Source organism: Pelosinus baikalensis (genome assembly GCF_020819555.1).
Taxonomy (GTDB): Bacteria; Bacillota; Negativicutes; order DSM-13327; family DSM-13327; genus Pelosinus; species Pelosinus baikalensis.
This window is the reverse complement of sequence record NZ_JAJHJB010000011.1, coordinates 28,704-52,058: the sequence shown is the minus strand read 5'-3', so window position 1 is coordinate 52,058 and position 23,355 is coordinate 28,704. Positions and strand designations below refer to the sequence as shown.

The following is a 23,355-nucleotide window of genomic DNA, read 5'->3' as shown; positions in this document are numbered from 1 at the left end:
GGTGTTTAAAGTCAAGCAGAGTATGATCATTCTTCTGATTATAGTGACAATACTTACAGGATGTTATCATCCATCAAGCCAAGTAGCAAGTTCCGATCAGGTGAAGTTTGTAATTGGTGTATCTCAAGCCAATTTGGTTGAGCCTTGGAGAGTGATTATGAATGAAGAAATCAAAGAAGAAGCACTAAAGCATGCAGATGTTAAGATTGTTTTTACCGATGCTGTGCAAAACAGTGGCAAGCAGATTCGAGATGTAGAAGAATTGTTAGAAGCGGGGATTGATTTATTAATTATTTCACCCAATGATTCTGCGGAGCTGACACCAATTGTAGCGAAGGCTTACAAAAAGATTCCAGTCATTGTATTGGATCGAGCAGTGGAAGGATATGCGTACACGTTATATATCGGACCGGATAATAAATCTCTTGGCAAAGAAGCGGGGCAATACATCGCAGATCTTTTGCGAAATGGGGGAAATGTTGTAGAGATTCAGGGACCAGCGGGATTGCCTTCCCTTAGAGAAAGAAGTGCTGGCTTTCGGGAAGTCCTGGGGCAGTATGACAATATTAAAATTGTTGCTACTGTAATTGCCGATTGGCAGAGAGATAAGGCAGAAGATGAAATGGAAAAGTTGCTGCAGCAGTATCCTAAAATTGATGTTGTTTTTGCTCATAGCGACTACATGGCACTGGGGGCTTATAAGGCTGCAAAAAAACATGGATCCAATGGGATAAAGTTTGTTGGCGTTGATGGCTTTACAGGTCCTAATGGGGGATTGCAATTGGTAGAGAAAGGTATTTTACAAGGGACATTTACTTGTCTGACAGGTGGGCGAGAGGCCATTCAATATGCTGTTGACATTCTAAATCATGAGAAAGGGATACCAAAGAAGATTATTCCTCGGAGCAATAAAATTACTCTTTACAATGTCTTGGAATATATGAAAACTGCGAATGAACCTAGAAAAGATAATCGTAACAAAAAAATTATGTTAGGATTTTCTCAGCTTGGGGCGGAGAGTGATTGGCGTAGGGCGAATTCCCAATCCATAAAGAACGCGGCATTAGAGACAGGCATTGATCTTATTTTTCTGGAGGCTGATCAAAAACAGGAAATGCAGATTCAAGCCATCCGATCTTTCATTAACCAAGGCGTGGATGTAATTGCCTTTTCTCCTGTCGTAGAAGGGGGGTGGGATGAAGTATTGGAAGAAGCTAAGATGGCGGGAATTCCTGTTCTTTTATCGGATCGAGCGATTAAACCTGACAATAATTCTTTATATGCTACTTTTATTGGCAGCGATTTTTGGGAAGAAGGGCGCAGGGCCGCCCGCTGGCTTGTGGAGAGAAAACTAACTAGGCAATCAGTCAATGTGATTGAATTGGAAGGAACAATTGATTCGGCCCCAGCTATTGATCGAAAAAAAGGGTTTGCTGAGATTATTGCTAATTACCCTCAATTTCAAGTGATTTACTCTGCATCCGGCGATTTTACCGAAGCTGGCGGGCAGAATATGATGAAAGCTGCCTTAGCCATTTATGGCAATCAAATTCATGTCGTTTATGCGCATAATGATGATATGGCTCTCGGCGCTATCAAGGCGATTGAGGAATATGGACTTAGACCGGGCAAGGATATTCTGATTGTTTCGGTTGATGCTACAGCAGCAGCCTTTAAAGCGATGATGGCAGGTAAGCTAAACTGTACTGTGGAGTGTAATCCTCTTCTTGGTCCTCAGCTCATGCAAGCGGTAAAGAGTTTGATGGCAGGGCGGCAGCTGCCAATGCGGATTATTACTTCTGAAGGTGTATTTCCAGCAGAAACGGCGCGGCAGGACTATCTGAATCGCAGGTATTAATCAACTTTTTTAAAACAGTGCGGAAAAGTATAAGAAATTACTGATTATTCTAAATACTGAGGCGTTACTACCATCCTATAATAGAGCTAGCACTACTGGTTCTTAAAAATAAGGAGGGTAAGAAACATGTCAAAGTGGAAAAAAGTTACTATTGCTTTGAGTGTCGGAATTATGATGTTCACACTGGCAGGCTGTGGGGGAGCCAAGCAAGAAACGACGACTAAGCCTGCAGACAAAAAAATTGTTCTAGGATTCTCGCAAATCGGTGCAGAAAGCGAATGGCGTACAGCAAATACGGAATCCATAAAAGCATCGGCACAAGCAGCTGGCATTGAACTTAAGTTTTCTGATGCCCAGCAAAAACAAGAAAACCAGATAAAAGCCCTACGGTCATTTATACAGCAAAAGGTTGATGTAATTGCTTTTTCGCCCGTTGTAGAAACAGGCTGGGATGCTGTACTGCAAGAAGCAAAGGCTGCTAAGATACCTGTGATTTTAACGGATCGGTCCATTAAAATGAGCAGTGGCAATGCAGAAGATTATTATGTTACCTTTATGGGTTCCGATTTTGTGGAAGAAGGCAGAAGAGCTGGTAAATGGCTGGTCGATTTCATGAAAAAAGATAATGAGGTTGTGAATATTGTCGAATTGCAAGGCACTGTTGGCTCTGCTCCTGCGATTGATCGTAAAGCCGGTTTTGAAGAAATCTTAAAACAACATGCTAATTATAAAGTCATTAAATCGCAAACCGGTGATTTTACACGTGCCAAAGGTAAAGAAGTGATGGAATCATTCCTAAAATCAGCCAAGGCTGATGGAGAAAAAATTGATGTATTATATGCCCATAATGATGATATGGCAATTGGAGCGATTCAAGCAATTGAAGAAGCTGGGCTAAAACCTGGAAAAGACATTATTATTGTTTCAATTGATGGTGTTAAAGGTGCTTTTGAGGCCATGATTGCAGGAAAATTAAATGCAACAATTGAGTGTAGTCCACTGCTCGGCGATCAATTGATGACAGCTACAAAAGACTTGGTGGCAGGTAAGACACTTGACAAACGGATTGTTACAAAAGAAGGTGTATTCCCTGCAGAAGTTGCTTCCAAGGAATTGCCAAATCGTAAATACTAAAATTATACGGATATACCGATCCACCCCACCAGTTCTATGTAAAATAGAAACAATCAGGGGTTATCTTTACAAGATAGCCCCTGATGGAGTGGGTTTTTCTTTTATCGACTACTGATTTTGATACGGAGGTGAAATAATAATGGATGTTGCAAATTCTTTGTTAAAGGCAAAGGGGATTTGTAAAGCTTTTCCGGGGGTTAAAGCTCTTAACAATGTAGATTTCGAACTAAAACCTGGAGAAATTCACTGTTTGATGGGAGAAAATGGAGCTGGCAAATCGACTTTGATTAAAGTGTTGACAGGTGTTGATCCTCTCGATGCTGGGGATATCTTTTTAGATGGTAAAGCCATTGCGCCCAAGTCTCCTCATCATGCCCAGCAGCTAGGAATTAGTACAGTTTATCAAGAGGTTAATCTTTGTGCCAATTTGTCAGTTGCCGAAAATATTTTTATAGGCAGAGAGCCATTGCTCTTTGGCGGTATTGATTGGAAGGAAATGAATCGCAGATCACAGGAACTATTGGCGAAGTTGAGTCTTGGGATTGATGTTACCCAGCCTTTAGAGCGTTACTCAGTTGCAATACAGCAAATGGTAGCGATTGCAAGAGCACTTGACATATCGGCTAAAGTTTTGATATTGGATGAACCGACTTCGAGCCTGGATGCTCAAGAAGTTGAAAAACTTTTTGGACTTATGCGTAAATTAAAAAAGCAAGGTTTAGGAATTATTTTTGTAACCCATTTTATTGAGCAAGTTTATTCCGTTTCCGATAAGATTACCATATTACGTAATGGTGAATTAGTTGGTTCCTATGAGACCGTAAATCTGCCTCGTGTTCAGCTGATTGCAAAAATGATTGGCAAAGCCTTTGATGGATTTGAAAGCAACTGCAAGACACTGAAACTGGATATTCTTCAAGAAAGCCGTAATAACTTTTTACGAGTTCGTGGTCTTGGGCACAAAGGTTCGATTCATCCCTTTGACCTTGATATCAGCAAAGGTGAAGTGCTTGGTCTTGTAGGTTTATTGGGATCAGGGCGAACAGAAGTTGCCCGCACTATTTTTGGTATTGACAAAGCCGATAGCGGAGAAATTGCCATTGAAGGACAAACCGTTACCATACAAAACCCTGCTGATGCAATTCAATATGGTCTGGCATATTGTTCCGAAAATAGAAAAACAGAAGGGATTATCGAAAACCTTTCTGTAAGAGAAAACATCATTTTGGCATTACAGGCCAAAGTAGGGTGGATGAAATACATACCTAAGAAAAGGCAAGATGAGATTTCAAAAAAATATATTGAATTATTAAATATTAAGACCGCTGGACCGGAACAACTAATCAAAAATTTAAGCGGAGGCAATCAGCAAAAAGTAATATTAGCCAGATGGCTGCTGACAGAACCTAAGCTTTTAATACTGGATGAGCCTACACGGGGGATTGATGTAGGTGCTAAAGTTGAGATTCAAAAATTAATACTGTCTCTGGCAGAAACCGGCATGTCCGTTGTATTTATATCTTCAGAGCTGGATGAATCGGTTCGATGCTCCAGCCGTATGGCAGTTTTAAGGGACAGAGTAAAGGTAGCAGAGATTTCCGGTGATGAGATGGAAGAAAAATATATTATGCAGACGATAGCAGGGGTGTAGGATGATGGAGAAAATACAGTCTATTTGGAATCGATTTACGAGTTCTAGACTCTGTTGGCCTCTAGCAGCATTATTTTTTGTTTTGCTTTTCAATTTCTTTTTTACGAAAGATTTTTTCACGATTGAAATTAAGGATGGACACTTCTACGGAGTTACCATTGATATTTTGAATCGTGCCGCACCTTTGATGCTGCTCGCCATTGGTATGACCTTGGTCATTGCTACAAAAGGAATTGATATATCTGTAGGGTCGATGATTGCTATTTCTGGAGCAGTAGCAGCTTCGCTAATTGGCGGAAAGCTAGAATATGTCGATGGCGTAAAAACACTCGTTACAATTGTTCCTATGCCCGTTGCCATATTTACTGCTCTTTTCGTTACCACTCTTTTAGGAATGTGGAATGGATTATTAATTTCTAAAGTGGGAATTCAGCCGATTGTTGCCACGCTGATTCTACTGGTTGCTGGTCGAGGAATCGCCCAGCTGATTACTCAAGGACAGATTATTACAGTATATTATAAACCGTTTCAATTCATTGGCACTGGATATATATTCGGATTGCCTTTTTCCCTCTTTATTGTAGGGCTGGTTTTCGGTATTACCTTTTATGCAGTACGAAAGACAGCCTTGGGTATGTTTATTGAATCGATAGGAATTAATGCCGTTGCTAGCAGGTTTGCAGGAATCAATGTGAGTAAATACATCTTTTCTGCCTATGCCTTTTCCGGCTTGTGCGCTGGCTTGGCAGGACTTATTATCTGCTCCAATGTAAGTTCAGCTGATGGAAATAATGCGGGATTATTTATCGAGCTAGATGCTATTTTAGCAGTCTCTCTTGGGGGGAATTCTCTCGATGGTGGTCGATTTTCCTTGGTCGGAAGTTTGATTGGGGCTTTAGTTATTCAAAGTATCACAACGACAATTTACGCCCTAGGGGTACCGCCAGAAATTACACTAGTGGTCAAATCCGTTGTTGTCATTGTCATATGCTTGCTGCAATCTGCTAATTTTCGAAAAATTGTATTTTCTAAATGGGCTCAAAAGAGGGGGATTCCAGGTGAAAAAAATGCAGCTAAGTTATAAGTACATTAATCTAATGATTACGGTTGTATTGTTTTTTGCTTTATTTGCAGCGGGCTCTGTCTTGTATAATGGATTTTTTTCCACACAAGTGCTGCTCAACATGCTCATTGATAATGCCTTTCTGATTATTACAGCAATCGGTATGACCTTTGTACTTATTATTGGCGGGATTGATATTTCTGTGGGTTCCGTAATTGCGTTAGTATGTATGCTATCAGCATATTTGCTGGAAATACAGCACCTTAGCGCTATGATTGTCATACCTCTAATGCTGCTAATGGGATTTCTCTTTGGGCTTGTGCAAGGTAGTTTTATTCATTTTTTTACTATACAGCCTTTTATTGTAACTCTTGCAGGTATGTTTTTAGCTAGAGGATTATGCTATGTAATCAGCATTGATACCATTATGATTACCAATCCCTTTTATCAATTTGTCGCTACCTACCGAATACCATTACCTTTTGGTAATTTTATTTCAATTAGCGTTATTATTGCTCTTGTATTAGTATTAGCAGCATTATATCTTAGCAATTATACTAAATTCGGACGTGCCGTATATGCCATCGGTGGTAATGCGCAATCGGCAATGTTGATGGGACTGCCAGTTGGTAGGACAAAAGTTTTAGTGTATGGTCTAAGCGGATTTTGCTCTGCCTTGTCAGGAGTTGTATTTAGTTTTTATATGCTTTCGGGTTATGGACTACACGCCATGGGTTTAGAAATGGATGCGATTGCATCTGCTGTTATCGGTGGGACACCTTTAACAGGCGGGGTCGGATTTGTCACAGGAACACTTTTTGGCGTTTTGATCCAAGGAGTAATCCAAACCCTAATCATGTTCCAGGGGACACTAAGTTCTTGGTGGACCAAAATTGCTGTTGCATTTTTACTCTGCTTGTTTATTGTACTGCAAAGAATCGTTGTTTCCAGAAAGGAGCGTACTAAGTCAATCTCATAGTATAACCGAGAATAGCCAGGATTGCTCTTACGTTAATACATGCGCCAGGACGCAGCACTTTGAATATAATAGATAAATAGTATAAAAAAAGTCACTCATAATGAGTGGCTTTTTTTGTATTGAATCATACAATATTTGAGGATCTAGAAATCGAAACGATAGTTAATGATGAAAAAAGATAATGGAATTAAGTCAGACTTAATCACGAAATTTGTCAATAAATAAAGTTAATAACTTACCATGAGATTACATATTTTTACAATAATGATTTGATATTATATTGAATTGTAATTACTTTTAACTTAATAGAGGAGGATTTAGATGCTGTTAGATATTTTATACGGATCATTTTGTATCGGTGTTATCACGTTAGGTGCTGTATTGTGCATGTACTTTAAATTGCCATAACCATGGCATTGTTAATAGTATTAAATGGTAAAAGAGGTGTTTGATTTGAATAATTGCGAATGGAAAGAAAGTCCGGTTGTATTCATTGCTGGATTATTGGTAGTGTATACTGTAAGTAACTCAATTATGGTCTTATTCAATTTATAAGAATACGGTACTCTTCTCTTTTCTCTCTGAAATCCTGAAAAGAAAGTCGTCCCTAATAAGCGACTTTCTTTTTAATTACTTAAATATAGCGGTATTGTTGAAAGTAGAAATATATATAGCGATCGAGAATGATATCGATAACTAAAAGTTATCATGTAATGAATATTCGATATTATCTTTCTATTCTAATAAACCGTATAATGTGGATGAAGTCATTGCTAGTTTATTGAGTTAGAAGGAGAGATAGATATGAGTTTACGTGATGAAGCACTACAATATCATCGAAAAAATAATGGTAAAATGGGTGTGATAGCTAAGGCTCCTATAAGAGATGGTTATGATCTTAGTCTAGCATATACCCCAGGAGTAGCAGAACCCTGTATGGAGATCCACCGTGAGAAAGATTTATCCTTTGAATACACCTGTCGGGGTAATATGGTGGCAGTGATTACGGATGGAACTAGGGTATTAGGGCTTGGAGATATTGGTCCAGAAGCAGCTATACCTGTAATGGAAGGCAAAGCTGTGCTATATAAAACCTTTGCGGATGTAGATGCGATTCCTTTATCCATTGATACGAAGGATGCAGATGAATTTATCAGAACGGTTCGGATGCTGCAGCCTAATTTTGCAGGAATTAATTTAGAAGATATTTCTTCTCCTAAATGCTATGATATTGAAGATGCTCTAAAAAAAGAAATGGATATACCAGTGTTTCATGATGACCAGCATGGTACAGCTATTGCCGCTGTATCAGCTACTATTGGTGCACTGCGGCTGGTAAAAAAACAATTGTCCGATGTTAAAGTTGTCGTCAATGGTGCTGGTGCAGCTGGTACCGCGATTGTACAGCTATTACTCAATGCTGGTGTGGGGCATGTCATTATGATGAACTCCAAAGGCGCCATGTACGAGGGAATGGAGATGTCCCGAGTGAATCGGGTTCAGGCGGCACTGTTGTCTAAAACCAACTTAAAGAAAGAAAAAGGCAGTATAGCAGATATTGCCAAAGGGTCAGATGTGCTGATTGGAGTATCACAGCCTGGCTCCTTCACAACAGATATTGTTCAAAGTATGAATGCAAATTCTATCGTATTTTCCTTGTGTAATCCAGAACCAGAAATTAGCTATAAGGAGGCTAAAGCTGCTGGGGTAAAAGTAGCCGGTACGGGGCGCTCGGATTCTCCGAATCAAGTGAATAATGTTACTGTCTTTCCTGGAGTTTTTCGTGGAGCCATAGATGTTAGGGCCCGCCAAATTAATGAAGAAATGAAACTAGCAGCAGTGTATGCCATTTCCGAGTTAATAGCAGAAGAAGAACTGCGAGAAGATTATGTTGTTCCTGATGTTTTTGACAAACGTGTTGCTCCAGCCGTGGCAGCAGCTGTAGCACAAGCGGCGATAAAAACTGGTGTTGCTAGAATAATCGTTGATCCTGAAGAAATAAGGGCTAAGACGGCAGCTAGAATTGAACGAGCTTAAGTCCTTTGTAAGTACTATAAAATAATAATCCAGGCTTCCTGCAATATTTCTAGTTTAGGAAACATTGCAGGAAGCCTGGATTTTGTTTCATGAAGAAAAGCACTACTCTTCATGAAACAAAAAATGAAGAGCAGTGCTTTAACTAGATTTATTAGATTTTAACAATACCTAGTAGAATTGCTGCAAATAGTGATACGAGACTTAGTCCCCACAATAACGGCATACAATACTTTAAATGTTCTTTTAATTCTACGCCGGCAAGTCCGATTGCTAGAAATGTTGTTGCTGCATGAGGAGTAACGAGAACCCCATAGTTTTTACCAATCAGCATTGCGTTAGCCATATTTATTGGATCAATGCCATATTTACTTCCTACGCTCATAGCAACTGGAACTAAGCCAAAGAAATAAGAATCTGTCCCGAGTAACATACCAAGGGGTACTGCAAATACTCCCATGATAAGATGTAAATATGGTCCTAAAAAAGGAGGAATGATCGAAATGAAGGTGACCGCCATGCTATCAAGCATTTTAGCACCAGAGATGACTCCTAAAAATACGCCGGATGCTAATAAGATGGTTGCCATAGATAATGCTTCTCCAGCATGAGCCTTGAGCCGGGCATTTTGTTCCTTAACATTAGGGTAATTTACAAGTAAGGCAATAGCTAATCCAAACATGAATGCTGCATACAATGGAATCTTAGTGAACATCATTAAAGCAATGACACCAATTGTCAAGAAGACATTGAACACCACCAGCTTAGGACGCTTTAGAGCTTCTGCCTTGGCGGATTTAGCAGCATTTTGCTCTTGTTCCTCAGCAGTAAGAGTAGCGGCATTTACATCAATTGCTTGCATACCAGCACCGCGTCTTTTCTCTAGCACGCCTAAGAAAGCAGCAAAGGCAAGAACGATGATCATTCCCACGACCTGAAGGGGAATTAGAGTATGCCATAACTGGTTGATGTCTACTTTAGTAATAGCGGCTATTCTGGCAACAGGTCCGCCCCAAGGAACCAGATTCATGATACTCATAGCCGATCCGATAATAACGAGCATTATCAATGGTCTGATATTAAGTTTTTTGTACAAAGGCAGCATCGCTGGTACAGTTACCAACAAGGTAGCTGCTAAGGAGCCGTCGAGATGGGCAATTGTGGCGATGATCCCAGTTGCAACTGTGATTGCTACAACATTATTTCCTGCTTTCTTAACTAAAAAGTTGATAAGAGGATCAAACATCCCTGCATCAGACATTAAAGCAAAGTAGATAATAGAAAACATAAACAAGACAGCGATGGGCATCGTAACAGCCACACCGTCTTTAACATACTTTGATACCTCTACAAAGGATGAGCCGGCAGCAGCGGCAGCAATCAAGGGCACAAGGATAAATATAGGGGCTGGCGTTGCTTTTGATTGCATTAACAAATAAATAATAAAGATTACCATGAGAAAACCAATAAGTGCTAACATGTTTATTCCTCCTGAATTTTTAGTATATTCCGTTAATAGGATAACATATTAATTGGCAGAGATATTATTTTGTTCATTTTGGTTATAAAAATCTTAAAAGTAATACTGAGATATTTTCTGCTTTCTAATTATTTTATTAATTGAAATGATGTATAATAATCTAATACGATTGAATGTACCGCTCATAGGTCATTCATTTAGTTCTTTATAATCAGAAAGGGGTCTATTTGAAAAGATGCATAAATTATCATTGCAATATAAAGTGATGTTTCTTACTATTTCAATGATTTCTATATTACTGCTAGTAGTAAGTGTTTTAGTGGTCCGTATCATTGATCATCAGGTTCGAGAAGATGTGGGTGAGCGGGCTATGATTATAGGACGGATTGTAGCACAAACACCAAAAGTGCAACAGGCGATTCTTTCTGAAAACCCTTCTGAAGTGCTGCAGCCCCTAACCGAAAATTGGCGACTTTCCAGTGAGGCTGCGTTTGTTATTGTAGCAAATATGGATCAAGTGCGACTATCATATCCTGATCCTTCAAAAATAGGTACTTCGTTATCAAACCTTTATCGGGAGCCTGTACTTAGGGGAGAGGAATATATATATGTTGCGCGAGGAAGTCTGCCTAGTTCTATTCGGGCCAATATACCTATCTATAGTGAGAGTGGGGATAAGCAAATTGGATTTGTTTCTGTAGGTTATTATTTGACGAATGTCTATAAAGAGGCTTTAGAAAAATTTATTCCAATTTTATACTTATTTCTAGTGGCAATAGCATTGAGCGTTTTGGGTTCTGTCATGATTGCCCGTAATATTAAAAAATCTATTTTTGGTCTAGAACCGCACGAAATAGCAACAATTGTCAGGGAAAAGCAAGCTACCCTGGAATCTATCCGGGAAGGAGTAATCGCTGTAGATCAGAATGGAACGATTCGTTTACTAAATGGCGAAGCTGCTTCTCTATTAGGGATCAATTCAGAGATGGCTTGTGGGCATCATATTGATACCATTCTTCCTCAAAATAGACTAGATGTTGTTATTAATAATGATCAAGCTGTATACGATGAGGAACAAAGGGTCAATGACATTATTATTCTTTCCAACAGTGTGCCGATAACTGTTGATGGTAAAGTAGTAGGTGCTGTAATATCCTTTAGAGATCGTACCGAAATAAATAGGCTAGCTGAGGAACTTACAGGGGTGCATCGATTTGTAGATGTTTTAAGAGCCCAAGCCCACGAATTTAAAAATAAATTGCATACCATAGTCGGATTAATACAACTGCACAGATATGAAGAGGCGGTAGATTTTGCGATAGATAGTGGTTTGGAAAAGCAGGAAGTTGTTGATTGGCTGAGTGGGCGAGTTAAAGATCCAACTATTTGTGGTTTACTTATCGGAAAAATAAGTCACATGCGAGAATTAGGTATAAAATTTAATATTTTGCCTGATACGATGATGACTAAGTTGCCGGCAAAAATGAATAGTGGTGATATTGCTTTAATTATAGGTAATTTTCTGCAGAATGCGATTGAAGCCGTTGTTAGTGTTGAAAACAAACGCATTGTCTTTGGTATAGTTCAGCTTGATGATAAATTGGAAATTAGGGTACAGAATTCTGGTCAGCAAATATCCACTGAATTGTCAGAGGAAATTTATCAACGTGGCTTTACGACTAAGAAAGGAAATAGCGGGTTAGGTCTTGCATTAATTTTGGACAAACTAAAACTAGTGGCTGGTGAGATAGTTCATCGCAATTTGCCTAAAGGTGGAGTAGAGTTTATCGTATGGTTACCCTATTAGTAGAAAGGTGATGAGTATGAAAAAAATTAAGGTCTTAATTGTAGAAGACGACCCTATGGTTGCGGAGATTAATAAAAATTATACGGAAGCTGTTGAAGGGTTTTGTGTTAATTGTGTTACCAAAAATGGGAAAGATGCATTAGAGAAGATTAACACAATGAATATAGATTTAGTCATTCTTGATATCTATTTGCCAGAAATCAATGGAGTAGACCTTCTATCTCTCATTCGGAGGGAAGACAAAAACATTGATGTAATAATGATTACTGCTGCCGATGATTCTGATACCGTTAGTAGAGTGTTGCGCCAAGGCGTCATTGCCTATATAACAAAGCCCTTTAAGTTTGATCGTTATCGATTCATTCTTGAAAATTATAGACGACAAAAGCAAACTATACTGCAGAAAACAAATCTTGAACAAAGTGATATTGACAATATGTTAGCTGTTGCAGTGCACAATGAAAAAAAGGTAATGCCTAAGAATCTTCATACTCAAACGCTGACTATGATTACTAATTATTTACTTGCGTGTAAAGAACCGATCTCGGCTGAAGAACTTTCTTCTGGTGTGGGGATTTCACGGGTGACATGTCGACGTTACCTGGAGTATTTAGTCGATAAAGGACAATTGCAGATGGATTTATCTTACATTTCAGTAGGTCGACCAATCCATCGCTTTACGTTAGTAAGCCCGGATATAAATCTATAAGTTATGAATACTACGCTCTAATTTTAAGAGGAAGTAATAAACATGGAATTTTGATATAAAATTTCATGTTTATCTTTTTGGATAGATTGGTCTTTATGGTAATCAACTAATCCCTATAGTAAGATGATGAACTAAATAAACTAAATAAACTAAAAATACGAAACTCTGATTATTGAGAATTCTTTGATAATATATGATAACATAAGACCAGAGAAGGCAATTCTATTATTGTGAACTTGTCGATAAGCAAGAGTGTTCTAGATTATAGAATGATTTTCTTATTTAATCCTTGATTTTTATGTATGAACAAACAGAAATGGGGGGTATTTATGAGTAAGTTACTTAAATTAGCCCAAGCAGGGACGGTAGAATCAAGCGATATCCTTATAACCTTGGCACCAGCAGATGCTGGAACTGGAATAAGAGTAGAGCTAGTCAGTCCTACAATCCAGCAATATGGGGCGCATATCAGAAATTTAATAACGAAAACACTTGTTGACCATGGAATTGAAGATGTGCTGGTAAATGCGAACGACAGAGGCGCATTAGATTGTACAATAAAGGCCCGGGTAATAACCGCATTACAAAGAGCAGGAGAGTGAGGAGGATACAATGGAAAAGCTGAGAAGAAGCATGATGTTTGTTCCTGGTAACAATCCAGGAATGCTCCTAAACGCCGGCATTTATGGCGCTGATACAATCATTCTAGACTGTGAAGATGCCGTAGCAATTACTGAGAAAGATTCCGCAAGAAATCTTGTATTTCAAGCCATCTCAGAAATCAATTATGGTACAGAAGTAGCTGTTAGGATCAATCACATTAGCACACCCTTTGGCTGGGATGATCTAAAACGAATCCTACCAGCAAAACCGGATCTCATTCGTTTACCGATGTGCCAAGGACCAGATGAAATTTGCCAAATTGATGAATTCATTAGCGAAGCAGAACAAAAAAATAAATTTCCTTCAGGATCCATAAAAATGATGGCTGCTGTTGAAACTCCCAAAGGCTTACGATTAGCCTATGAAATCGCATCAGCGAGTCCAAGAATGGTGGCATTAGCCATTGGGGCAGAGGATTTTATTGCCAACTTAAAAACCACGCGCAGTAAATTGGGTCGGGAGTTATTGGCGGCCAGGGGACAATTGGTACTGGCGGCTCGGGAAGCTGGTATCCAATGTATTGATACGGTTTTCTCTGATATTAATGATGAAGAAGGATTTAAAAAGGAGCTCGAACTCATTAAAGAAATGGGCTTTGATGGTAAATCCGTTGTAAATCCTCGCCAAGTCAGTGTTGTTCATGAATTCTTTGCACCTACGGCTAAAGAAATTGACCATGCCCAAAGAGTTCTTGCTGCTTATCAAGAAGCTCTTGAGAAAAAATCGGGAGTTATCTCACTAAACGGAAAAATGATTGATCTGCCGATTGTAGCACGGGCAGAACGTACTTTGACTTATGCTAAAGCCACTGCTGGGAAAGGAGGCAAATAAAAATGAAAAATTCCATCGGAAGAGAAATTCCTGACTTTATACCTGGGCTAGGGAAGGTGACTGGTTTTGGCGGTGCCTTTGCCCGTAAACCTGTAGGACGGACTGCCGGAGCAGCTTTAAGTACATGCTTACCACGTGCGGATAAACTATTAGCTTCCATTGAAACTGCGATTGATGCAGTAGGACTTAAAGACGGAATGACCATTTCTTTTCATCACCATTTTCGCAATGGAGATCGAATCTTAAACCGTGTTGTTGAAGCCATTGCGAAAAAGGGGATTCGTGATATTACCCTTTCCCCGAGTTCACTTAACACGGTCAATGATGCACTTATTCCTTATATCGAGCAGGGTGTAATTACAGCAATCGAAACAAGCGGCGCCAGAGGGAAAATGGGACGGTTCTTAACAGAAGGCCATTTGAAAAAACCATTGCATATCCGTTCCCATGGCGGTCGGGCTCAGGCCATTGAAAGTGGAGCCATTCACATTGATGTGGCTTTCCTAGGTGCTCCGGCCTGCGATCGCTACGGAAATATTAACGGAATTCAAGGTCAGTCTGCTTGTGGTTCTCTAGGATATGCCATACAAGATGCAGCGTATGCCGATCAAGTTGTAGCCATTACCGATAATCTAATGCCTCATCCCCTGTTTCCCATCAGTATCCCTCAAACCCAGGTAGATTATATTGTTGTGGTTGACAGTATTGGTGATCCAGCTGGGATCGCTTCAGGTGCTCTTCGCTATACGAAAGACCCTAAAGAATTGCTCATTGCGAAATATGCTGCCGATGTGATGGACTATTCGGGTTACTTGCAACAAGATTTTTCCATGCAGCTTGGCAGCGGTGGCGCTTCCATGGCTGTCGGTCGGTTTATCAAGACAAAGATGCTCGAAAGAGGAATAACCGGCAGCTTTGGAGTTGGTGGCATGACTGGTGTTTTTGCTGAAATGATGGAAGAAGGCTTATTCAAAATGATGTTTGATGTACAGAGTTTTGATATTCCCGCTATTGATTCCATCAAGAAAAATAGTAATCACTTAGAAATGTCAGCGTCTTATTATGCAAACCCTCATAATAGTGGAGCGATTGTGAATAATCTTGACGCAGTTATATTAAGTGCGACAGAAGTTGACGTTGATTTTAATGTCAATGTGATTACCGATTCAAACGGAGTGATTATGGGTGCTTCCGGCGGTCACTGCGACACGGCTGCTGGTGCTAAACTAACCATTGTGGTAGCGCCGCTGCTCCGTGGTCGTTTGCCCATGGTTAAAGATGCCGTTCATACGGTGGTAACACCTGGTGAAACAGTTGATGCTATTGTTACGGAACGAGGAATTGCTATCAATCCGAAAAGATTAGACATCATTGATAATGTAAAAAATTCTGGCCTTCCCATCATGTCCATACATGAACTTAAGGATATTGCCTACAAACTGTGTGGTAAACCAGAGGCGATTCAGCTCAGCGATGAGATTGTCGGAGTTGTAGAATATCGGGATGGAACCATTATTGATGTAATTAGACGCCCAAAATTCTAGGTGGAATTGTCTCAAATATAAAAGCAAGAGGGATAGGGATTAAAAAATCAGCAACAAAAGACCGAATACTGTCAGCAGTATCCGGTCTTTTGTGTAAATCTGAAATTAAGTGAAACTCTATCTAAAAAAAAAATGCAATTAAGTTACAGTTTTTGTAAATTAATTGCAGGATTTTTATATTTAATGGTAAATATAACATAGATAGGAATTTTATTTCTTAGAAAGAACTAAATGAATGGGGGTAATAATAAATGAGTCATGATAGTTCTGAAAAAACCTCTAATAGAAGTTTTGGAGCAGAAACTTCCAATAGCAGCTTTAGTGGCGGTTTTGGATTAGAGCTCTTAAATAATAGTTCTAATGGTGGCTTTGGTGTAGAGAATCCTAGCGGTGATTACAAGGCAGTCCTAGGAAGCGAAATTGCTATAGAATCAGTTGGGAGTATGTTAGATATTAATACTGATACTAAAGGGGGGATTGCAGGAGGTGCTGTCTATTTAGGAAATGTGAATCGCTATTTTGTAAATGATTCAATAGAGGAAATCTGTGATACTCGTGAATTTGGCAATGTTCAAAGTTGGTTTGAACGTGGAAGTATAGTTGGATCGGTAGTGCAAGTTGTCACTGATTTATATAATAAATATGTATCACCAGAAATGAAAAGTGTAGAGAAAGTTATTGCTGATATCGATAATAAGATCGTAACAAAAATTGAAGAAATTTCATCTGGGGGTTGGGATAGTCCCTACAGAAATATCCAGTTAGATGGTTGTATCAAAGGAGACATAGCAGAGTCTGATCAAAGCAATGTTTTTTACCGAAATGATGATCGTAATGAAATCCAAATCGATATCGCTGCAGGGGGGGCTCTTAAGAAGAGTGAGAAGACGGATCTTGGTGATTAAGGATTAGAATGTACTAATTTGATTCTTTAGTGAAGATGATTTTAAAATCAGAATTCTGAGTTCCTTTCATTAGGCAGTTTATAAGTTCCGTTTTTATATTCTCTTTAATTTTGATATCTTCATATGGCGGTTCCCAATACTTCATGGTATCGCTAAAAGCAATGAATCCGTCTGTAAGCATTTTTCCTTGAATGATTGTTTCTTTGTCAGCGATCTCTACTTTAAGATACGATTTTGTTGCTGTTATTTTCATGTTGTCACCTCTTTAACCGATTTATTTTATATTTGGAGATTATTGTTATGATTCTTAGATTCTTCCAATTATGGTGTTCTGTTGTTATAATATAAGAAAAATATGACAAATTTATGACAAGCTTATGATTAGCGAACATTCGTTACTGAGCATCATAGTGTCTTTAAAATAGATTGCTGCCTTTCAGTAATGTGCTGGGAGTAGCAATTTTTTTATAGAAAATAAAATGTTACTTTAGTCCTCTTGTTGCTTGAAAGCCTTGCCAGGATACTCAATATGTGACAAAATCTATACGTATGTGTAACGTATTTTAATAAAACGCCCAAAATAAGTGAGAATGAATAAAAGTTGGAAAGAGGATATGTTTTGATTCCAGAGAAAGGAGTACTATGGAAGAAAAAATAATTACAGAAAAAGAAACCTTAACGTATATGAACACCGGGAAAATTTGTTTAGCAGTGGTAGCAAAAGGCTTTGGAATGCCAATTGACGAAGAAAAACTGACAAACGAATATGGGATTGGCGATGATCTCTTTGAACCAAAGGACTTAATAAAAGCTGCAAGAAAGATAAATCTGAAAGCAAAAGTAGTAAAATCAGGGAAAAGAGGACTATCTGCCATTCCGGTTCCTGCAATTGCGATTATGAACAACGGAGATTATATAGTGATTGGGGAACATAATGCAAAGAAAATAGCACTGTTTTCTCCAAGGCATGGACATTCCATTGTAATGCCCTTAGAAGAATTTCTTCTTAGTTGGACGGGTCAAGCTATTATATGTAAGCGCTCCTTTAATTTAAAGGACATCAGTAGACAATTTAATTTAATTTGGTTTATACCTGTTGTAGTCCGATATAAGCGTTACTTCATAGAAATTTTGGGAGCCGCATTCTTTTTTCAATTATTTGGACTAGTAGTGCCTTTATGCACACAGGTAATCATTGACAAAGTAATTGTTAATCATGGAACAGTCACTTTAAATATACTCGTCGTGGGGATGGTGTTTGTAGTCCTATTCCAGACCGTAATGAACCTGATAAGGACATATTTATTTACCCATACCACAAATAAAATTGATGTAATCTTAGGTACTAGAATGTTCCGGCTTTTGATGCATCTACCTATACAATTCTTTGAAAAAAGGCGAGTTGGGGATACTCTGATGAGAGTGTCTGCTTTAAATAATATTCGCGAATTTTTAACTGGTACCGCCATGACGGTGCTGATTGACTTGGGTTTTTCCGTCATATTCTTTGCTGTAATGTTTTATTATAGTGCACCTTTGACCTTAATCGCTATTGCAGCCATACCCATTCAATTGGCAATCAATATAGTAGGAACGCCAATGTATCAAAAAAGACTGCAAGATTCTTGGAATGCCAGTGCAGAAAACAATGCTTTTGTTGTTGAAGCGATAACGGGCATTCATACTGTAAAGTCTCTGGCAGTGGAGCCGCAATTCAATTTTAAATGGGAAAGATTATTAGCCAAAAGCGTTAGTACCAATTTGGATAAAGCACAGTTCAGCGTTGTATTAAATAATGGGGGAAGCCTTACACAAAAACTAGTTGCCTACTTACTGATCTGGTTTGGCGGATTTATGGTAATTGATGGAGCAGTAACAATTGGCCAGTTTATTGCTTTCCAAATGATGGCGAATCAGGCTGGTGCACCTTTATTGCGCATAGTAGGAATGTGGCAATCCTTTCAACAGACAAAGCTCGCTGTTACAAGAATCGGAGATATATTAAATGCAGTACCAGAACCAACCTCTTTACCTGATGCAATTCGATTATCAGAGATCAAAGGCGAAATAAAACTTGAAAATATAACCTTTAGGTACTACATTGAGAATGATGAAGTGCTGCGAAAAATTAATCTACACATAAAACCAGGCATGAAGATAGGTATCGTAGGACGATCGGGTTCCGGGAAAAGTACCTTAACCAAAATCATTCAACGATTATATATTCCTGAAGCAGGTCGGGTTTTGATTGATGATGTGGATATAGCCCAAGCTGATCCAGCTTGGTTAAGACAGCAGATTGGTGTAGTGCTGCAAGATAACTATCTGTTCAATGGCAGTGTACGGGACAATATAGCTCTTGCCCGTCAAGGTGCAAGCATGGAAGAGATCACTCAGATCGCTAAGCTTGCAGGTGCTCACGATTTTATTCTCGAACTTCCCGAAGGATATGATACGATTGTCGGAGAACGGGGTGCTGCATTATCTGGTGGTCAGCGCCAGCGAATTGCAATTGCCCGAGCATTAATTTCCAATCCTAAGATTGTAATATTTGATGAAGCTACCAGTGCGTTAGATTATCATTCAGAGCGGATCATCATGGGAAATCTTGCACAGATCGCAGCTGGACGTACGATGATCATCGTTGCCCACCGTCTGGCAAATGTCAAAGAGTGTGACGCAATCATTGTCATGGAGCGAGGTCAAATTATAGAACAAGGGACACATGACAAACTTATAAAGGACAGAGGCGCGTATTATAATCTCTATCAACAGCAAGGAGACAGCCATGTTTAATAAAATGTATGGATATATAAAGAAGAATGAAGAATTAAAGATTCTTCCAGAAAAGATAAAGGGATTTTATGAAAGAGTAAAAATTAAGAACATCGAAAAGTTTCAAAGTAAAGAAGCTGAATTTTTACCTGCAGCTTTGGAAATCGTTGAATCGCCGCCATCCTATGGCAGTAGAACTGTATTATGGACATTTTTCATCTTAGCAGTTATTGGATTGCTGTGGGTGACATTTGGCAGTGTAAACGAAGTTGCTATAGCGCCAGGAAAAATTATTCCTAATGGCTATGTTAGAATACTTCAAGCCGAAGATAAGGGGATCATTAAAAAGATTTATGTTGTAGATGGACAAAAAGTACAAAAAGGAGATTTGTTATTAGAATTAGATACTACATATTCTGCAGATGATTTAGCTAAAGTGAAAAGGGAAGCTATTTATGCCAATCTTGAAGTAGAGCGCTTGATCGCCGAAAAAGAAAATCGATCCTTTCTGCCCCATACAATACCCGAAGCAGATGAAAAAGATATACAAACGCAAATCAATCTCTATAACAGTCGTAATTTTGCATATCAGACAAGAATCGAAGAGGCTCGGCATACGATGCAGCAATATCAACAAAATTTGCGAAGTGCTCAAGTGGAGAAGAATAAACTAACAAAGTTGCATCAGCTTGCTAAAGAAAAAGAGAGTAAATTAGAACAATTAGTAAATGAAAATGCGATATCAAAATTTACCTTAATAGACCAGCAAAGTAAACGAGAAGAAGTTGAGCAGAATTTGGCAGAACAAGAATCGATAATCAAGGCACAAGAATCCTTATTATCGAAAAGCCAGGCATCTTTAGCGCGGGTTGTAGCAGAAAAAAATGTGGAAGTTGATACAAAGCTGGTTGAGGCAAGACAAAAACTTTTCTATTGCAATGAAGCAGTGAAAAAGGCAGAAGAAAAGAATCGTTTAGCAACTATTGTGGCGCCAGATGACGGATACATAAGCAATTTAGCAGTGCATACAATTGGAGGCATTGTGACGCCTGCGCAAGTACTGCTGGAGGTAGTGCCTGATAAAGTCAGCTTAGAAGTTGAGGCCTGGGTGGCAAATAAAGATATTGGATTCATACAGAAGGGACAGTCTGCCGAGGTTAAGATAGAATCCTTTAATTTTCAAAAATATGGCACGGTGCCTGCTGTTGTCCTTACGATTAGCCCGAATGCAGTAGAAGACCGGGAAAAGGGCAATGTATATCGAGTAATTTTGCAAATGGATAGAGACTATGTGGTTGTGAACAACCAAGAAACGCGTTTCAATAGTGGCATGGTGGTCAATGCTGAAATTAAAACGCGGCAAAAGCAAATCTATGAATTTTTCTTAGAACCCTTTAAAAAATACCAAAGCGAATCTTTGAGAGAGAGATAAGATATGGCTAAACAAAAAATGCAAGAAGAAGTGAAGCTGCAAGAAAACATTTTTGTTGATTCAGCATTAAAATGCTTACTAATGATAGCTCAAATGATTGGCATTGCAGCTAATGAAAAACAAATACGTCGTGCTCATATCATAGGCAATGAGGGGATGGATTTAACAACTCTCATCCGAACAGCGAAAGAAATGGGGCTAAAAGCTCATTTTACGGATTACAGTAATAAAAAAGGTAAAGCATCATTCCCATTGCCTGCAATCGGGATCTTAAAAAATGGCTGTTACATAATTATACTGAATCGAGATCATGAAAACACAATTGTCTTTGACCCTTACAAGAACCATCCAGTAAGTATCGCTGAAAGTGTTTTCTTAGAACAATGGAGTGGCAAAATCATTCTGATTGCGAAGCAGCCTAGCTATATCGAAAAAGAAGAGCCCAAATTTGGATTAGGCTGGTTTCTCCCGATCATTATGCAGTACAAAAAAGCCTTTGGTAAAATACTGCTGCTTTCATTAGTGTTACAGATGTTCGGACTTGTGAGCCCTTTATTTACCCAAGTAATCATTAATAAGGTTTTAGTACATCACGGTCTTAGTACCCTCAATATATTCATTGTAGGTATGATAATCCTTTGCATCTTTGAAGCATGGATTAATGGTTTAAGAAGTTGTATGTTTAATCATCACGTAAGTAAAATTGATGTTACGCTTAGTGCGAGAATCTTTCATCATGTTATGGCATTGCCAATACGGTTTTTCGAAAAATATAAAGTTGGTGAGATTGTATCTCGGATTCGAGAGTTAGATACGATACGGGGGTTTATTGTCGGCTCTGCTTTCACTGCGGTTCTCGACAGTGCGTTTTCAGTAATCTATCTTGCCATCATGTTTACGTATAGCGGTTATCTCACCGGAATTACATTAGTAGCTTTGGGGCTTTATATCATCCTTAATTTAATCTTGACCCCTTTGTTTCGAAGAAAATTGAAAGAGAAATTTAAGCTTGAGACTGCAAACCAAACCTTTATGATAGAAGCCATTACAGGCATTCAAACCGTAAAATCCTTGGCAGTAGAAAAATATTTTATCCAAAAGTGGGATGAAATGTTATCAAGATATATTAAATCGGTTTTTGTCACTGCGAATATAAACAATATCGGTCATAACACAGCAGCGTTGATTCAGCAACTTTGCATGATTGGCATACTGTGGGTTGGCATCAATCAAGTCATGGAGAATCGACTAACGGTTGGAGAATTGATTGCTTTTCAAATGTATTCCAGTTTTGTAGTTTCTCCGGTGCTGCGATTAGTTGATCTTTGGCAGAATTTCCAACAGACAAGAGTATCGATCAATCAACTTGATGATATTATGAGTGAAAAATCAGAACCTGTTTTTGATCCAAACCGAACCACCCTATCAACGATTCGTGGAGAAATTGTATTAGATCGAGTCACATTCCGGTATCGGGAAGATACAAATGAGATACTTAGCCAAATCAACCTGAAAATAGAGGCTGGTGTTAGTATTGGTATTGTTGGCAGATCGGGCTCAGGTAAAAGTACCTTGACCAAAATCATTCAAAGACTGTATGTACCAGAAACAGGCAGAATACTAATTGATGGTGTGGATATGGCTCAAGTCGAACCCGCTTGGCTGAGACGACAGGTAGGGGTAGTGCTGCAAGAAACCTATCTGTTCAATGGGAGTATTAAAGATAACATTGCATTAGCTAAACTGGATGCTAGTATGGAAGAAATACAAAAGGTCGCACAGATTGCGGGAGTAGATGAATTTGCCAATGAAATGCCCAATGGTTATAACACGATTGTGGGTGAACGAGGTGCTACCTTATCAGGAGGGCAAAAACAACGCATCGCCATTGCCCGGGCATTGCTTACAGATCCTAGAATTCTTATTTTTGATGAGGCCACCAGTGCACTAGACAATGAATCAGAAAATATTATAAAAGCGAATCTCGGACAAATGGCAGCAGGACGAACATTAATCATGATCGCTCATCGACTGACGACAATACGTGACTGTGATACCATTATCGTAATGGAGCAGGGAAAGATCGTTGAACAAGGATCGCATCTTGAATTGCTAGCCCAAAAAGGCAGTTATTACGAATTGTATAAACTGCAGGAAATTGAGAGCAAAAACCACCCGACAGGTGGTCATTAACTCAACATAGTATGGCTCGATTGCCAGTGCTGCAGAATCTGATGCTAAAGGCTATGTTTCTTACGGTTTGGTATCGAATAAGACTCGCATGTTAAAAGATGCGAAAAAAGGTAAGCTTTTAACTCTGGATATGGTGGAATTAGATCAAACAACACTGATTTATAAGCTTCGCAAAGAACAAGATGCGATGTATAATAAGTAGAATATTTATCGATTAAGAGTTACAATAAAAGCTGATATGAAAATTCATATCAGCTTTTATTGTAAAACTAGTAGTTACTAAAAAAACGGTATGTA

General features: G+C 38.9%; 17 protein-coding genes. 15 read left to right on the top strand and 2 right to left on the bottom strand.

The annotated features are described in order from the left end of the window. Position 1 precedes the first annotated feature (1 nt). The 6 genes from LMF89_RS10010 to LMF89_RS09985 all read left to right on the top strand — a co-directional run bounded on the left by LMF89_RS10010 (position 2) and on the right by LMF89_RS09985 (position 8,722). On the top strand, positions 2-1,858 hold the full coding sequence (locus tag LMF89_RS10010; RefSeq protein WP_229534933.1) for a substrate-binding domain-containing protein: 1,857 nt from the start codon (positions 2-4) through the stop codon (positions 1,856-1,858). 126 nt (positions 1,859-1,984) lie between these two features. Further along, positions 1,985-2,992 (top strand): ABC transporter substrate-binding protein, encoded by a 1,008-nt coding sequence (locus LMF89_RS10005; RefSeq protein WP_229534932.1) that lies wholly within the window; start codon positions 1,985-1,987, stop codon positions 2,990-2,992. Between the two features lie 139 nt (positions 2,993-3,131). After that, positions 3,132-4,643: a sugar ABC transporter ATP-binding protein gene (locus LMF89_RS10000; protein WP_229534931.1), complete on the top strand. Its 1,512-nt coding sequence runs from the start codon at positions 3,132-3,134 to the stop codon at positions 4,641-4,643. 1 nt (position 4,644) lies between these two features. Next, complete coding sequence (locus tag LMF89_RS09995; RefSeq protein WP_229534930.1) at positions 4,645-5,727, top strand: ABC transporter permease; 1,083 nt, start codon at positions 4,645-4,647, stop codon at positions 5,725-5,727. Continuing rightward, positions 5,702-6,685 (top strand): galactofuranose ABC transporter, permease protein YjfF, encoded by a 984-nt coding sequence (gene yjfF / locus LMF89_RS09990; protein ID WP_369412575.1) that lies wholly within the window; start codon positions 5,702-5,704, stop codon positions 6,683-6,685. Before LMF89_RS09995 ends, yjfF begins: the two co-directional genes overlap by 26 nt. An 804-nt stretch (positions 6,686-7,489) precedes the next feature. Continuing rightward, positions 7,490-8,722 carry an NAD(P)-dependent malic enzyme gene (locus LMF89_RS09985; RefSeq protein ID WP_229534929.1) on the top strand — a complete coding sequence of 411 codons (1,233 nt, stop codon included), beginning with the start codon at positions 7,490-7,492 and terminating at the stop codon, positions 8,720-8,722. Between the two features lie 151 nt (positions 8,723-8,873). Here the strand turns inward: LMF89_RS09985 and LMF89_RS09980 are convergent, their stop codons facing one another. Next, positions 8,874-10,199, bottom strand: a complete 1,326-nt coding sequence (locus LMF89_RS09980) for a CitMHS family transporter (protein WP_229534928.1) — start codon at positions 10,197-10,199, stop codon at positions 8,874-8,876. Positions 10,200-10,434: 235 nt separating this feature from the next. Here LMF89_RS09980 and LMF89_RS09975 point away from each other — a divergent pair, with 235 nt between their 5' ends. The 6 genes from LMF89_RS09975 (at position 10,435) to LMF89_RS09950 (ending at position 16,658) form a co-directional block, all read left to right on the top strand. Beyond that, a complete protein-coding gene (locus LMF89_RS09975; protein ID WP_229534927.1) occupies positions 10,435-12,006 on the top strand; it encodes an ATP-binding protein in 1,572 nt (523 codons plus the stop codon). A 16-nt stretch (positions 12,007-12,022) separates the two neighbouring features. Further along, complete coding sequence (locus LMF89_RS09970; RefSeq protein WP_229534926.1) at positions 12,023-12,715, top strand: response regulator; 693 nt, start codon at positions 12,023-12,025, stop codon at positions 12,713-12,715. A 329-nt stretch (positions 12,716-13,044) separates the two neighbouring features. Continuing rightward, positions 13,045-13,317 (top strand): citrate lyase acyl carrier protein, encoded by a 273-nt coding sequence (citD, locus tag LMF89_RS09965; RefSeq protein ID WP_229534925.1) that lies wholly within the window; start codon positions 13,045-13,047, stop codon positions 13,315-13,317. A 10-nt stretch (positions 13,318-13,327) separates the two neighbouring features. Then, positions 13,328-14,209 carry an aldolase/citrate lyase family protein gene (locus tag LMF89_RS09960; protein ID WP_229534924.1) on the top strand — a complete coding sequence of 294 codons (882 nt, stop codon included), beginning with the start codon at positions 13,328-13,330 and terminating at the stop codon, positions 14,207-14,209. A 2-nt stretch (positions 14,210-14,211) separates the two neighbouring features. After that, the gene (gene citF / locus LMF89_RS09955) at positions 14,212-15,753 is read left to right on the top strand and encodes a citrate lyase subunit alpha (protein ID WP_229534923.1); all 1,542 of its coding nucleotides are present in this window, start codon (positions 14,212-14,214) and stop codon (positions 15,751-15,753) included. Positions 15,754-16,004: 251 nt separating this feature from the next. Further along, entirely contained in the window at positions 16,005-16,658 is a 654-nt protein-coding gene (locus tag LMF89_RS09950) for a hypothetical protein (RefSeq protein WP_229534922.1), read from the top strand. A gap of 13 nt (positions 16,659-16,671) precedes the next feature. On the opposite strand, the gene LMF89_RS09945 is transcribed toward LMF89_RS09950, so the two are convergent. Further along, the gene (locus tag LMF89_RS09945) at positions 16,672-16,911 is read right to left on the bottom strand and encodes an Imm74 family immunity protein (RefSeq protein WP_229534921.1); all 240 of its coding nucleotides are present in this window, start codon (positions 16,909-16,911) and stop codon (positions 16,672-16,674) included. A 389-nt stretch (positions 16,912-17,300) separates the two neighbouring features. Between LMF89_RS09945 and LMF89_RS09940 the strand changes: the two genes are divergently transcribed. Genes LMF89_RS09940 through LMF89_RS09930 form a run of 3 tightly spaced genes read left to right on the top strand, consistent with a single transcriptional unit; the run spans position 17,301 to position 23,058 of the window. Continuing rightward, positions 17,301-19,454, top strand: coding sequence for a peptidase domain-containing ABC transporter (locus tag LMF89_RS09940; RefSeq protein ID WP_229534920.1), 2,154 nt, complete (start codon positions 17,301-17,303; stop codon positions 19,452-19,454). After that, the gene (locus LMF89_RS09935; RefSeq protein WP_229534919.1) at positions 19,447-20,865 is read left to right on the top strand and encodes an HlyD family type I secretion periplasmic adaptor subunit; all 1,419 of its coding nucleotides are present in this window, start codon (positions 19,447-19,449) and stop codon (positions 20,863-20,865) included. Before LMF89_RS09940 ends, LMF89_RS09935 begins: the two co-directional genes overlap by 8 nt. A 3-nt stretch (positions 20,866-20,868) precedes the next feature. Next, positions 20,869-23,058 (top strand): peptidase domain-containing ABC transporter, encoded by a 2,190-nt coding sequence (locus tag LMF89_RS09930; protein ID WP_229534918.1) that lies wholly within the window; start codon positions 20,869-20,871, stop codon positions 23,056-23,058. Positions 23,059-23,355 lie beyond the last annotated feature (297 nt).